At 41.5% G+C, this 12,863-nt stretch carries 14 protein-coding genes; 6 read left to right on the forward strand and 8 right to left on the reverse strand.

Going from position 1 to position 12,863, the window contains the following annotated elements:
- Positions 1–18 precede the first annotated feature (18 nt).
- The 4 genes from ACOOEY_RS08935 to ACOOEY_RS08950 all read right to left on the reverse strand — a co-directional run bounded on the left by ACOOEY_RS08935 (position 19) and on the right by ACOOEY_RS08950 (position 2,876).
- A complete protein-coding gene (locus ACOOEY_RS08935; protein ID WP_420388327.1) occupies positions 19–831 on the reverse strand; it encodes a DUF4382 domain-containing protein in 813 nt (270 codons plus the stop codon).
- A gap of 173 nt (positions 832–1,004) precedes the next feature.
- Positions 1,005–1,481 (reverse strand): YcxB family protein, encoded by a 477-nt coding sequence (locus tag ACOOEY_RS08940; RefSeq protein WP_420388328.1) that lies wholly within the window; start codon positions 1,479–1,481, stop codon positions 1,005–1,007.
- 108 nt (positions 1,482–1,589) lie between these two features.
- Positions 1,590–2,447 (reverse strand): carboxylating nicotinate-nucleotide diphosphorylase, encoded by an 858-nt coding sequence (gene nadC / locus ACOOEY_RS08945; protein ID WP_420388329.1) that lies wholly within the window; start codon positions 2,445–2,447, stop codon positions 1,590–1,592.
- A 24-nt stretch (positions 2,448–2,471) separates the two neighbouring features.
- Positions 2,472–2,876: a DUF4783 domain-containing protein gene (locus ACOOEY_RS08950; protein ID WP_420388330.1), complete on the reverse strand. Its 405-nt coding sequence runs from the start codon at positions 2,874–2,876 to the stop codon at positions 2,472–2,474.
- 127 nt (positions 2,877–3,003) lie between these two features.
- Here ACOOEY_RS08950 and gpmI point away from each other — a divergent pair, with 127 nt between their 5' ends.
- On the forward strand, positions 3,004–4,521 hold the full coding sequence (gpmI, locus tag ACOOEY_RS08955; protein ID WP_420388331.1) for a 2,3-bisphosphoglycerate-independent phosphoglycerate mutase: 1,518 nt from the start codon (positions 3,004–3,006) through the stop codon (positions 4,519–4,521).
- Complete coding sequence (locus tag ACOOEY_RS08960) at positions 4,518–5,087, forward strand: hypothetical protein (RefSeq protein WP_420388332.1); 570 nt, start codon at positions 4,518–4,520, stop codon at positions 5,085–5,087. Before gpmI ends, ACOOEY_RS08960 begins: the two co-directional genes overlap by 4 nt.
- 5 nt (positions 5,088–5,092) lie before the next feature.
- Here the strand turns inward: ACOOEY_RS08960 and ACOOEY_RS08965 are convergent, their stop codons facing one another.
- Entirely contained in the window at positions 5,093–6,019 is a 927-nt protein-coding gene (locus ACOOEY_RS08965) for a universal stress protein (RefSeq protein WP_420388333.1), read from the reverse strand.
- 106 nt (positions 6,020–6,125) lie between these two features.
- On the opposite strand from ACOOEY_RS08965, the gene ACOOEY_RS08970 reads away from it, so the two are divergent.
- Together ACOOEY_RS08970 and ACOOEY_RS08975 are read left to right on the forward strand one after the other, a co-directional pair.
- Positions 6,126–6,482 carry a DUF6787 family protein gene (locus tag ACOOEY_RS08970; protein ID WP_420388334.1) on the forward strand — a complete coding sequence of 119 codons (357 nt, stop codon included), beginning with the start codon at positions 6,126–6,128 and terminating at the stop codon, positions 6,480–6,482.
- A 49-nt stretch (positions 6,483–6,531) separates the two neighbouring features.
- Positions 6,532–6,951 (forward strand): Fur family transcriptional regulator, encoded by a 420-nt coding sequence (locus ACOOEY_RS08975; RefSeq protein WP_420388335.1) that lies wholly within the window; start codon positions 6,532–6,534, stop codon positions 6,949–6,951.
- Here ACOOEY_RS08975 and ACOOEY_RS08980 read toward each other — a convergent pair.
- From ACOOEY_RS08980 to ACOOEY_RS08990, 3 genes are all read right to left on the reverse strand, one after another.
- Entirely contained in the window at positions 6,945–7,175 is a 231-nt protein-coding gene (locus ACOOEY_RS08980) for a hypothetical protein (protein ID WP_420388336.1), read from the reverse strand. The genes ACOOEY_RS08975 and ACOOEY_RS08980 overlap by 7 nt on opposite strands.
- Before the next feature lie 40 nt (positions 7,176–7,215).
- Positions 7,216–8,733: a sodium:proton antiporter gene (locus tag ACOOEY_RS08985; protein WP_420388337.1), complete on the reverse strand. Its 1,518-nt coding sequence runs from the start codon at positions 8,731–8,733 to the stop codon at positions 7,216–7,218.
- 111 nt (positions 8,734–8,844) lie between these two features.
- Positions 8,845–9,930 carry an anhydro-N-acetylmuramic acid kinase gene (locus ACOOEY_RS08990; RefSeq protein ID WP_420388338.1) on the reverse strand — a complete coding sequence of 362 codons (1,086 nt, stop codon included), beginning with the start codon at positions 9,928–9,930 and terminating at the stop codon, positions 8,845–8,847.
- A 242-nt stretch (positions 9,931–10,172) separates the two neighbouring features.
- Between ACOOEY_RS08990 and ACOOEY_RS08995 the strand changes: the two genes are divergently transcribed.
- Entirely contained in the window at positions 10,173–11,477 is a 1,305-nt protein-coding gene (locus ACOOEY_RS08995; RefSeq protein ID WP_420388339.1) for a hypothetical protein, read from the forward strand.
- A 14-nt stretch (positions 11,478–11,491) separates the two neighbouring features.
- On the forward strand, positions 11,492–12,817 hold the full coding sequence (locus tag ACOOEY_RS09000) for a tetratricopeptide repeat protein (protein ID WP_420388340.1): 1,326 nt from the start codon (positions 11,492–11,494) through the stop codon (positions 12,815–12,817).
- Positions 12,818–12,863: the final 46 nt, after the last annotated feature.

The following is a 12,863-nucleotide window of genomic DNA, read 5'->3' on the forward strand; positions in this document are numbered from 1 at the left end:
TGTATAGGAATACGGATATTATTCGAATTGAACATCTACTGTAGTCTGATTAGCGACCACTATTTCAACTCCTTCTTTTGTAATCGGAGTCAGCTCACCAAAACTATAGGTAATCTCATAATCACCGGGTATAAGTCCTAAGACAGCATACTCTCCGGCAGAATTAGTGAATGTGGTGGTATTCAAAGTGTCTGCTGCATAAACAGCCACTTCGGCCCCGTTAAGAGGGGCTCCCTGATTGCCGGAAACAGTACCCTTCAGACTTCCAACAGACGATAAATTAGCCGCCTTAATTGTTGGCCTAAAATTGAATCCATTAGGATTATCGGCAGGTCCTTTCAGTACAAACGACCTACTAACATCGAAATCGAGCAGTAAATCAGCTGTGAGGCCTCCTGCTACCTCAATGGCAGGACTAATGAATATTTTAAGCCCGCTTGCATCGCCACTTGGAACTGTCACATCGTAAGTTTCTCCATTCTTCAGCTTTATAGATGCCTCGCTGATATAAATTCTTACCAAATCATAATTACCAACAGGTACTTCCACATCAACAAGACTGGAAGTGACTCCATTAGTTAGCTCCAGCAAATTAATTTCTGTCTCACCTTCAAAAAGGGTCATGAATGGACTTCCTTCCTCTTTGCCTTTATTCCTGGCTTCAACCTTATAGATAGTCACAGTAGCGCTTTGCACCAGATCTGTCCTGAAAGGAGCATCCGTTACAGAAACATTCAAATGACCGGAGGTTGTATCTCTGGGATCTTCTGAGCATCCAAAGAAGAAAAACAACAAAAGAAGGGAGAGTAGCTTTCTCAATAAAGTATTCATAATTAGGCTAATTGTTTCTGCTTATAAAACAGCAATAATCAGCCTATGTTGCCCCTTTTTGCTAACCTTGGTTTACAAAGCAAATCAGTATATCTCTGATGCAAAAACCTTGATTCCTTAAAACAAAAAAGCACAACCAAATGGCTGTGCTCCTGAGTTTCTTTGAAATAATTCTATTCCTTAATCAGTCCTTTTCTTTTCAGAATGGTCTCGATGAACTTCACCTCATTTTGCGACTTAAAAACGGTATAGGGGAAAAGCATCATTTGAGCCTTGTTCACCACCAGAACAAATTGCTTCTTATCGGCCCAGGCTCTTTTAATCTGCTCCCACTTCATGGGCATGCCCTGCTTAGAATTAAGCTTAATCAGAATTTGACGGCTATCTATTTCGTAAGACAACTTTTCGAAAAGCATCTTACTTTGCTCCAATTGAGTTACTCCGGCAAACTGAATCACCCAGAAGAGTATATATAAGGTAAATGCGATCAGGGCACCAATCCACCACCAGTTCGATGGAATGACAAAAGTCATAGCCGATATGGCCAGAGCGATCAGGATAACCCACCATTGATCTATGAAAACATTTTTAAGGCCGGCACGCATATAGGCCTTCTTATCTAGAGCGTATTTCTTAGTCTTTACTATCATTTCTATGCTCCTTTAAACACAGTGTCGAAAAAGGAACACAAACATAATGATCAAAACCAAGGCTTCAACCAATAGAACCAAAAAATTGCGTTTTGATTTAGGCAATTGCTAATCTGCTTTTAAACTAATGTCCAAACTTTTGACAGAATGGGTAAGGGCTCCAACGGAAATATAGTCTACTCCTGTTTCTGCAACTGAACGAATGGTCTCTTCAGTGATACCACCGGAGGCCTCAGTCTCTGAGCGACCAGCGATCAGCTCCACTGCCTGGGTCATTTCAGCATTACTCATATTGTCCAGCATGATCCTGTCTACTCCCCCGGCATCCAGCGCCTGTTGCACTTCATCCAGATTTCTTGTTTCCACTTCGATCTTCAGGTCCAGCTTATTCTCCTTTAAATAAGCCTGTGTGGCGTGAACAGCCTGGGCAATACCTCCGGCAAAATCAACATGGTTATCCTTTAACATAATCATGTCATATAACCCATATCGATGGTTAACTCCCCCACCTATTAAAACAGCCCACTTCTCGAGCATTCTCAAATTAGGGGTGGTTTTTCGGGTATCCAGCAAACTGGCATTGGTTCCAGCAATCAAAGAACTGAGGTATGCTGTTTTTGTAGCAATCCCACTCATACGCTGCATGCAATTCAGCAATAATCTTTCCCCGGAAAGAATGGCTCTCACCTTTCCCTTTAACCTGAGTATCACATCCCCCTTTTCAACCCTATCGCCATCCTTTGCCAGCGCTTCAATCTGCATATCAGGATCTAACCTATGGAATATCAAAGGAGCCAATTCCATCCCCGCTATAATGCCGGACTCCTTCATTAACAGATATGCCGACTTTTCTGCATGCTCAGGAATACTAGCCAGTGTAGAATGATCTCCACTACCAATATCTTCAGCAAAGGCTCTCTGAATAAACTCGTCTAATAACTGGTCAGTAACATAAGGTGGTCTCATGTCACAAATGTAGGCAAAACGAGGCTATCGCTCTTTGGTAAATTCCAGTCTGTAAATCTTGTAGACCTCTTTGAATTTTTTGGCTCTGATCACCACACGATGCGTTCCGGCAGAAGAGGAGTAGGTACCGATGGCATAGATAATGCCACCTGAGGAGTTATTGCCATCATGAACAAATTCGAAACCACTGGAAGGATATTGTTGAAAGAACTGTTTCAACATCACTTCGGCCTGATTAACACTATACTCCTTTCTCTCTCCATCGAGTTTTATCTCCACTTTACTATGCAGATATTTCGTCAGCTCTTTAGAGCTGCTGGCCTTAAGTGCCTCTTCGACCTTACCAATGATTGCTTCTTCCTGAGCAGACAAAGGGAGTGAAAGGATCAGTGCTAATGATAACAGTGTGTATCTCAGATAGGTTTTCATGACTTAGAACTTGCTTGCGTATAACGAATATTATGCCAGTTATTACGCGGATTGGTTCGTTAGCTCGATCAAATTAATAGAATGAATCTTCTCTTACAAACCCCCGTGAATAATTATATTTGTCCACATGGAGAAACGCGTAATATTGATGATTCTGGATGGTTGGGGTTTGGCACAGGACAAATCGGTTTCCGCCATAGACCAGGCCAACACTCCTGTAATGGATGGCCTTTTCAAAAAATATACCCATAGTAAATTAGAAGCTTCAGGGTTAGCAGTTGGTCTTCCAGAAGGCCAAATGGGTAACTCGGAAGTAGGACATATGAATATTGGTGCTGGTAGAGTTGTTTATCAGGACCTGGTCAAAATCAATAAAGCGGTAGAAGAAGGCACTCTGGCTGAAAATGAAACGCTCAAATCTACTCTTACCTACGCCAAGGCCAATAACAAGAAAATTCACCTGATCGGGCTGGTGTCAGATGGAGGGGTGCACTCACACATCAATCACCTGAAAGGCCTGATGAGTATTTGTGCCAATGAAAAACTGGAGAATGTCTTTATCCATGCTTTCACAGATGGTCGGGATACTGACCCTAAGGGTGGAAAGGCCTATATGACAGATCTTCTGGATCATGCCCAAAAGACCACCGGTACAGTAGCTTCAGTCATTGGCAGATACTATGCTATGGATCGTGATAATCGCTGGGAAAGGGTAAAACTCGCTTACGATGCTATGGTGAATGGTGTCGGAGAATTATCAACTGATTTAATTAATTCTATTGAAGCATCTTATTCAGCAGGGGTTACTGATGAGTTCATTAAACCTATTGTTTCTGCCGAAGGCGGCAAAGCGGTAGCTACTATTGAAGAGGATGACGTGGTCATTTGCTTCAACTTTAGAACAGACCGCGGAAGACAAATCACCCAGGCCCTAACACAATCTGACTTCCCTGATTTTGGTATGAAGAAACTGTCATTGAAGTACGTTACAATGACCAACTATGATGATTCATTCAAGGGTGTAGAGGTCATTTTCGATAAAGACAACCTCAACAATACACTGGGAGAAGTTTTAGAAAGAGCAGGTAAAAGGCAGATTAGAATTGCCGAAACAGAGAAGTATCCTCATGTGACTTTCTTCTTTAGTGGTGGCAGAGAAACTGAGTTTGAAGGTGAAAAGAGAATTCTCTGTCCATCGCCTAAAGTAGCCACATACGATCTACAGCCTGAAATGAGTGCCAATGATATCAAAGAAGCTATTATTCCAGAGCTTAACGCTAAATCTGCAGATTTCATTTGCCTCAATTTTGCCAATGCCGACATGGTAGGTCACACCGGTGACTTTGATGCTGCGGTAAAGGCTTGCGAAACAGTAGATGCTTGTGCAGGTGCTGTGCTCGAAGCTTCACTAGCCAATGACTATGCTGCTATTGTGATTGCTGACCACGGTAACTCAGACATAATGGTTAACCCTGATGGTTCCCCAAATACCGCCCATACTACGAACCTTGTCCCATGTATATTGGTTGATAAGGAGTTAAAACCGAACATGAAAGACGGAAAACTGGGAGATCTGGCTCCAACGATTCTTAAGCTGATGGGGGTTGAAATCCCTTCAGATATGACTGGCGATTTACTTCTATGAGAAACCTTAGTATAATTATCATACTTGCCTTACTGGTCGGTTGTAATGTTCGTCCTGAAGACAATGTTACCACTGATTCTTACTTTAACCTGGAGAAGCTACTGAACCAGGAAATAGAATACTTACTATCTCAAAATGCCGGGCTGGAAAAGTCATTGACTTCCAACGGAATCAGGGAAAACACTAATTTCCAACCGCAAACTAAAGATGATTGGGAATCTCAATTAAGCCTGTTCTTCGATGCCAATATTGACAAGCCTGGTTATAAAGGTGCATTTTATGAAGAGCAATTAAGCCCACTGAGCGGTGTGAGTAAAACCATATATACCGCCAAAAGCTCAAAAACAGCAGTAAGAACCTTCGAATGCCTTTATTCCGATGACTTGCTGAGTCAGATCAATATTCAAATTGGAGAGAAGAACATGATCTTCACCAGTCTCAAAACACTTAAATTATACTTTGATCCCAATGGCGAGCATATCATTGGATTTGACGTGGAAGGTCAGGAAAATATGCAGCTGAAAGAAGATATGGAGTACAGTATTCAGGCTGTAATCACCTATTAAAACTATTAAAGTCTGAATAGCGCATCGAGAAAGCTCATATTCTCTTTGCCCATCTTCACAATCATAATAGGAATATCATTTCCTTCTTCCACCAATTTTTCTGCTACCGATCCTATGAGTACAGATGCGGGCCCTGAACGTCCCTTTGAACCAATCATAATAAGGTCTACACCTATTTCAGAGCCGGTTCTGTAGATTTTGTCAGCCGGATGCGGGTCATCATCAAGAGCATAGGTATGCTCATAATCTACACCATCAGTATCCAGCTTTTTGAAGAACCTGTCGCATTCCTTTTTGGTATTTTCGAGCATGATCTCAGCAAACTCTTCGTAGGTTTTCCCAGATTTATAGTACCCTGTAGGCACTTTATAAACGTGATTACTGTAGAGCATAGACCCACTTCGCTTCTGAATAGCCGCAGCTATTTCGAAAGCCATTTTGGAGTGATCGGAGTAATCAATCGACACCAAAATTTTCTCCCATTTAACTGGCGGGTTTTCCGTAACAAAAATCACTGACGAACTAATGGACTTTGCTATTTTTTTGGAGTTGAGTCCTGTTCCTGTCAGTTCGGCTTTTCTTCCTAAAATCACCAGGTCTACCACCTTTACTTTAGAGAGCTTAAGTATCTCTTCCGTGATTTTACCAGTTGATACCACCACTTTACCCTCGCAATTAGGAGGCATTTCAAAATGCTCTTCTACTTCCTGATTGATTTCATGCTCCAGGGCTTCGTCTACAGGGCCAAATACATCTCCATATTTTTCCTGAATCTCACCAGGTAATTCCAGAGAGGTGGCGACATGGACAAAGTACACTGTATCGATGTCGAAAATCTTTGCCACCATCGAGGCATATTTAAGAAGATAAACATCCATTTGGCTCAGATCCAGAGCCACGAGCATTCGTTGAAACTTACTTAGGTCTTGCATGGTGATTAGTGCAGATTGAAGCACAATTTATTGAATTAAAAATACCCATTCTAGAGCCTGAATAGTTTTTTTAAGGCTTTTACACAAATGACTGATTGTAAAGCGCATGGCTTTCTTAACTTTGCCCCCCAAACCGGAAGAGGTAGCGAATATGAAGTTTCTGGAAAGAATGCAGGAAAAGTGGGGATTGAAGACTGCTTTTCAAACGGTTATGGTTCTCATTGTTTTTGCACTAACAGGTTCCACTGTACTGTTTATTAAACCTTTTGTTTTTGACCTGGTAGGATTCGAGCATGTAACAGGCATTTGGGGAATACTCCTTTACATAGTATTGATTTTTCCCATGTATCAGGTCCTTATCCTTATCTACGGATTCATCTTTGGCCAATTTGCCTTCTTCCTGAACTGGGAAAAGCAATTCCTGAATAGAATGAGCAGGCTTTTCAAAAGAAGGAAGTCTTGAACCATTTACTTATAATTGGGCTTATATCAATGTCTTTTTATATTTAGGTGTGAAGTCAGAAGTAAAACAGTTATTGAAAGATCATTCGCTCAGGCTAACCCAAAGTCGGGGTGATGTTATTTCTGTTTTTCTGGACAAGAATGTTGCTGTCAGTCACGGTGATATAGAAACAGAAATTGATGGTAAGTACGACAGGGTTACCATTTACAGAACCCTAAAGTCTTTTATTGACAAAGGACTGATACATAAGGTACTCGATGATACCGGTGCTACGAGATATGCCCTCTGTCACGATAACTGCTCTGAAGAATCTCACAGACATAACCATATCCATTTTAAGTGTCAGAAATGCGATGAAACAACTTGTCTGGAGTTAGTAGATATACCAGATGTGAAGCTTCCGCAAGGCTATCAGGCAGTAGAAAGCAATTACCTCATCTCGGGTATTTGTAAGAAATGTAATCAGTAAACCAGCTCCTCTTCTCTTTCAGGTTTGGATTGGGGTGTTCCGGAACCATCGGGCCATGTTACACCTGGAGGTAAATCCAGCGTTGGGTTGAAATCAGTTTCAATACCTCCATCATTATGATCATCGCTCGGTCTCTTTCTTCTTTTCATCAGCGTAAAACACAGGTATGTCAACAAGACATACGTGAGGCCGCTAAGAATAAGATCATAATAGAAACTGCTCATTGTCTCTAATATACTTAATACAAGGCAGATTTGTTCCTAATCAGAATACAAAGAAGATCAACCAGACCAGAATAAATGTAGGAATCAGAATAGGCACTGAATAGCGAAGTATGTAACCGAAGAAAGATGGCATGTGTATACCTGTCTGCTCCGCAATTGATTTCACCATAAAGTTAGGTCCATTTCCAATGTAGGTCATAGCTCCAAAGAATACCGCACCCACTGCAATCGCTTTCAGATTAATAACTGAATCGGGATAAACCCCACCAGCTGCATAAGCCTGAACATCGGCAATCATACTAATGTCTCCTCCCTGTGAGGCCAAGGCCGCTGCCAGGAAGTTCAGATAGGTAGGCGCATTATCGAGGAACCCTGAAAGGAACCCTGTTCCCCAATACAAAGTATTCGGCCCGATCAGTGCGACTCCGGCTTCTGATTGAGCAAATTCTGAAACCAACGCCAGGGCCGGCATCATTGTGCCGAAAATACCAATGAAAATAAATGCCACTTCACGAATAGGCTCAAAATTAAATTCATTGCCACTCAACGCAGTTTTATTGGCAAATCGGAATGACAAGAAACCAACAGAGAACATAATAATCTCCCTGATAAAAGAGAACTTCTGTCCGTCATAGACGATAGCAGGAACCCCTTCAATCACGTTTGGGTCAATAAATACTGAAATAATAACTATAGCCAGCCAGAAGAAATTCTTACTACCTACAATGGTGGTCTTACCAGAAAACTCTACGTCCTCATCCAATTCAAGGTCCACATTTCTTCTGTCCAACAGGTAGAAGACTACGGACAAAATGATCAATGCAAAAACCCAGGGAAGAAGATTGTGCTCAACTGTCCACATAAACGGTACTCCTTTAAGGAAACCCAGAAACAGTGGCGGATCACCAATTGGAGTGAGGGCCCCACCTACATTACTCACCATAAAGATGAAGAAGATAATATGGTAAGGTCTAATGCGTCCCTGATTCAGTCTGATGAATGGCCTGATCAATAACATGGACGCTCCGGTAGTACCAATCAGGTTGGCAATAACAGCTCCAATAACCAAAAGACCAACATTGGCCATTGGTGTAGCTCTTTTATCTACTTTAATCATTATACCACCTGAAGCGATGTATAAGGAAGACAATAAGGCAATGAATTGAATATACTCTGCCAGAGCATGTACAGGAGCATGTGTGTTATCCAACACAAAAAGATAGAATAGCACCACAATTACCGCCAGTCCGACAGCGATGATTGGGTAGTTCTTATGCCAGAAATGCTCATAGAATAATGGCCCTGTGGCAATCATTCCCAACAACAGTACAAAAGGTATCACCAACCAGCCCGGAGGTGCACTTTCATGGTGTTCCTCATCCTCATGTCCTTCTTCTGCGTGACCCTGAGCATCTTCATGTTCAGCGTCTGTTCCATGATTTTCCTGTAAAATGGTTGTTGAAACACCCGATGATACTACCTCTGCTCTCAGTTGGCTCGTTGAAGCAAACGTTGCCAGTATGGCACAAACCAAGAATAGTATAATAGGTTTTCTCATTAAGGTCGGAGTGAGTTGCTAAAATAAGCGAGTTGCACTAATATTCAAACCAATCAGATGGTTTGGAAAGATACGGCAAGGTTTCAAATCCTATGTTAAGAGGAAATGAAATTATTGATAATCGGTTCCAAAACCATGAAAATTTCCTCCACTAATGTCATGCGGAGCACCGGTTACTGAAGCCAGACAGTTAGGCTTTCCCTCTAACTTCAATAAGCCAAGGTAAGCAAAAACCAGTGCTTCCTTGAAGTCAACTATCCGATTATCAGGCACTAGCACCTGAGCCTGGGTAAAGTTTGTCAATCTTTCCAGAAAAAACTGGTTGTATGCCCCACCTCCGGTTACCAGAATTTTTACATCCCCCTTACTATTAATGCATTCTGCTATTTGAGCGGCAGCATGCTCCACAAAGGTTCGGAGTTTATCTTCAGTAGATTTTTTATTTTTTTTCAATTTGGGTCGCCAATACTCCAAATAATCTTCCAATCCCAATGACTTCGGAGCTTTCTGATTCAGGTAGTTGATCTGATTCAGCTGCTCCAGCAATGTCTGATCAAGCTCACCAGCCTGTGCCAGCTTCCCGCCATCATCATAAGGCAGTTTCAGTTCTTCGGCCAGATCGTTCAAAGCCATATTAAAAGGACAGATATCGAAAGCCACTCTCTTTCCTCCCTCATCATATGAGATATTTGCGATACCCCCCAGGTTCAGTGCATAGTGATAGTCCGAGAACAAATCACGGTCACCAATGGGTACCAACGGAGCTCCCTGACCTCCGGCCAATACATCTGCCTCTCTGAAATTGTTGATAACCGGGATTCCTGTTACTTTCCAAATTTGCTCACCATCTCCAATCTGCAATGTCAACTGTTTTTCTGGTTGATGCAGAATGGTATGACCATGAGAAGCAATAAAATCAGGCACCCGTACTTCCTCCAGGAAATCGTTAATCTGCTCTCCTATATATATACCCAGGTCCCGACTCAGTATTTCCCGGTCCTGATCAGACCAATGAATAGCATTTGCAAGTTTTTGCCTCACTTCCTCCGGATAACCAATGGTGCGGGCCGAACTTAATTCAAAAGCCCAGGGTGACTCTATCCTCTCTCTTGTGAACTTCACCATGGCTAAGTCCAGACCATCTAATGAAGTGCCTGACATTACTCCCAAAACATGGTATTCATTCCTTATATCCACAGTCTTAATTTTTGCCAATTTATCTAAATGACTAATGGTTTTCACCAGAAACATTGTTAAGCATGAGTATTCTAAATGAATTGAAAGCTAAGTAGTTGCAAAAATGTTGTTCGTAGGCAAACGTTTGCCATTCTCAAATTTTGTTAAAAAAGCTGGCATCCTGTCAATTAGACCTTCCAGATTGGCGAAAACATTTGAATCTAATCGAAAAACTGACATCTTTGTAACCCTCAAAAAAGTGCATGTTGGAAATTTCTGTGTTTAGGCGATTCGGTTTTAAGTTGAGACTTCTTGTATTAGTTCTGCTCTTGGGTGGAACAATTAATGCACAAGTAGATCAATCTAGCTATTCTGTTCTAGGAGTTGGTAGTCCAAATTGGTCTGGCTTTGCTCAGAATGCAGCTATGGGAGGTTTTGGTATCAGTTACAATTCAAGATACTTCTTCAACGATCTAAACCCAGCTATTCTGGGAACAAACCGAGAAGCTGTATTTCAGCTTGGAACTGCCCTTGACTACAGAAGTATTACCAACGGCAACGAGACTTACTCAACGATGACGGGTGGATTTAAGGAGTTCTCGTTAAGTGCACCACTTATCTATGGCAAATGGAATTTTGGAATCTCCCTGACTCCTTATTCTTCGGTTAACTACGGATTTACACAGGATAGGACAGGGCCTGAAGGGGGTACTACTTTAGTAGACGTAACGGGACGTGGTGGAATAGACCAGGTCAACATGTCTACCGCTTACAATTTAGGAAACCTCTCCATTGGTCTAAAAGGAACTTATTACTTCGGCTCCATTAATAATGAGGAGAAATTTACTCTGGAAAGTCTTAACTCTCCTTTCGCCACCACCATAGTAAATGAAAGAAGAAGCTTTGGTGAGTTTGCCCTTAGCGGTGGAATCAGATATGCCCTTGAGCTAAACGAAAGTGAGCAAATTAACTTTGGCGCTTACTACAATCCTTCTTTCAACCTATCTCAGAGTTCTCTTATTACTTTTGAAAACGAAGATATCAATGGCACGGTCATCAATTCCGACACTTTGGTATATGACAAAGACCTTAATAAATCTATCCGCATACCTGAAAGAATTGGTTTCGGTGTTTCTTACGAAAAATTCAGAGCTCTCGCATTGGGTGTAGATGTTCAGTTACAGAACTGGAAAACTTACCGCAATAGCGATAACCTGGCAGAAAACTATTACGGTGAATCATTAAGAATTGCCATTGGGGCAGAATTTGTCCCAAACATAGAACAGCCAACCAAGTTATTTAATGTAACGAGCTTCAGATTTGGACTCCATTATGAACAAACCCCGTTTCTCGTTAATAATGAGACGGTTAATGATTTTGGTATAAATTTTGGGTTATCATTGCCGTTGAACTCATTCTGGGGTTTATCGCATGTAACAGCAGGATTTACCCTTGGCCAACGAGGAAATATTTCAACGGTTGGTCTGGTTCGTGAGAATTATTTAAAATTGAACCTTGGTTTTTCTTTACAAGATATAACCTGGTTCACAAAGCAAAGATTTAACTAAAACTACTGAATATTATGAGACTAAAAGCTCTAATCATTCTGGCCATGGTGGCACTATACTCTTCTGCCACTGCTCAGTTTAGCTGGCCAGAGGATCCGGAAAAAAGATCTGAAGCTCAAACGCTTTGGACGCTTTTTGATGATAATTACCGTCAGGGTAATTTCGAAGGTGCCAAACCACATTTGGCCAAACTATTGGAGAAATATCCAAAGCTAAGCACCTCACTGTACATCAATGGGATTAAAGTATGGGATGAGACCTATAGTAATTCCAAAGATGAAGCTGTTCAAAATGAAGCCGCCTCAATGGTAATGAAACTTTATGACATGAGGTTCGAGAATTTTGACGGGCAAGAGAAGGCAGTAATTGACAGAAAGGCCATTGATGCATTCAAATACTACTTTAGAGATGCCGAAAAAACACAAATGCTGCTTGATGTATTCGAGAGAGCCTATGAATTAAAAGGAGTTGATGCATTCTATCCATTGGGTAGGTACTATATGCAGCTTGCAGTATTGGCATTTGCAAGAGACAATGTAGAGATTTCAAAAGAGAGGATTCTTGAAATCTATGAGCAATGTACTCAGCACATTGACCATGAAATTGCTCAGGCAAGAGCAGCCAGCAAAAGCACCAAAAGATATGAGGATATCAAGGAATTCATCGATGAAAAACTTGGTGATATGGGTATCATCGATTGTGACTTTATTGTAAACAAGTTGGTTCCCGAATTCGAGCAGAATCCAAATGATGCTGAACTGGCTAATAAGATATTTGTCTTTGCCTTCGATGGTGGTTGTACTGATGCAGACTGGTTTGTAAAAGCCGCTGAAACGCATTTCGCCAATAGCCCTCAGTATGGAGTGGGTTACTTGCTAGGCGTTAAGTATGGAGCAGAGAAGGAGTATGAAAAGTCAAAAGAGTACTTCCTGAAAGCCGCTGAATTAACCGAAGACAATACTGATAAAGGTAAAGCCCTGAAGCAGATTGCTTCTACTGAAAGAATCAACGGTAACTACACTGAAGCCAGAAAGTATGCATTAGAAGCTGCTGAAGTAGATCCTACTTTAAAGGCTGACATGTATGAACTGATTGGTGATATGGTAATGGCCAGCACTCAGTGTGATCAGAAACAAAGTCAGGTTGATGACAGAGCAAGATATATTGCTGCTTATGACTACTATGCAGTAGCTGGCAACACGCTCAAAATGTCTCAGGCCAAAGCTCAGTTCCCAACCATCTCAGACATCTTCACCGAAAATAAGAAAGAAGGTGATAGCATGACTGTTGGATGTTGGATCAACAAAACTGTGAAGCTTCAAAGAAGACCTGATCAATAAGATTAAGATTTGAACAATAGAACGGTCTTTTCGTAAAGAGAAGACC

It is taken from the genome of Roseivirga sp., from assembly GCF_965216855.1.
Taxonomy (GTDB): domain Bacteria; phylum Bacteroidota; class Bacteroidia; order Cytophagales; family Cyclobacteriaceae; genus Roseivirga.

What these genes read in the sequence shown, in the direction of transcription:
- ACOOEY_RS08935 (WP_420388327.1), bottom strand. Translation starts at nt 831, where the DNA reads ATGAATACTTTATTGAGAAAGCTACTCTCCCTTCTTTTGTTGTTTTTC.
- ACOOEY_RS08940 (WP_420388328.1), bottom strand. Translation starts at nt 1,481, where the DNA reads ATGATAGTAAAGACTAAGAAATACGCTCTAGATAAGAAGGCCTATATG.
- nadC (WP_420388329.1), bottom strand. Translation starts at nt 2,447, where the DNA reads ATGAGACCACCTTATGTTACTGACCAGTTATTAGACGAGTTTATTCAG.
- ACOOEY_RS08950 (WP_420388330.1), bottom strand. Translation starts at nt 2,876, where the DNA reads ATGAAAACCTATCTGAGATACACACTGTTATCATTAGCACTGATCCTT.
- gpmI (WP_420388331.1), top strand. Translation starts at nt 3,004, where the DNA reads ATGGAGAAACGCGTAATATTGATGATTCTGGATGGTTGGGGTTTGGCA.
- ACOOEY_RS08960 (WP_420388332.1), top strand. Translation starts at nt 4,518, where the DNA reads ATGAGAAACCTTAGTATAATTATCATACTTGCCTTACTGGTCGGTTGT.
- ACOOEY_RS08965 (WP_420388333.1), bottom strand. Translation starts at nt 6,019, where the DNA reads ATGCAAGACCTAAGTAAGTTTCAACGAATGCTCGTGGCTCTGGATCTG.
- ACOOEY_RS08970 (WP_420388334.1), top strand. Translation starts at nt 6,126, where the DNA reads ATGGCTTTCTTAACTTTGCCCCCCAAACCGGAAGAGGTAGCGAATATG.
- ACOOEY_RS08980 (WP_420388336.1), bottom strand. Translation starts at nt 7,175, where the DNA reads ATGAGCAGTTTCTATTATGATCTTATTCTTAGCGGCCTCACGTATGTC.
- ACOOEY_RS08985 (WP_420388337.1), bottom strand. Translation starts at nt 8,733, where the DNA reads ATGAGAAAACCTATTATACTATTCTTGGTTTGTGCCATACTGGCAACG.
- ACOOEY_RS08995 (WP_420388339.1), top strand. Translation starts at nt 10,173, where the DNA reads ATGTTGGAAATTTCTGTGTTTAGGCGATTCGGTTTTAAGTTGAGACTT.
- ACOOEY_RS09000 (WP_420388340.1), top strand. Translation starts at nt 11,492, where the DNA reads ATGAGACTAAAAGCTCTAATCATTCTGGCCATGGTGGCACTATACTCT.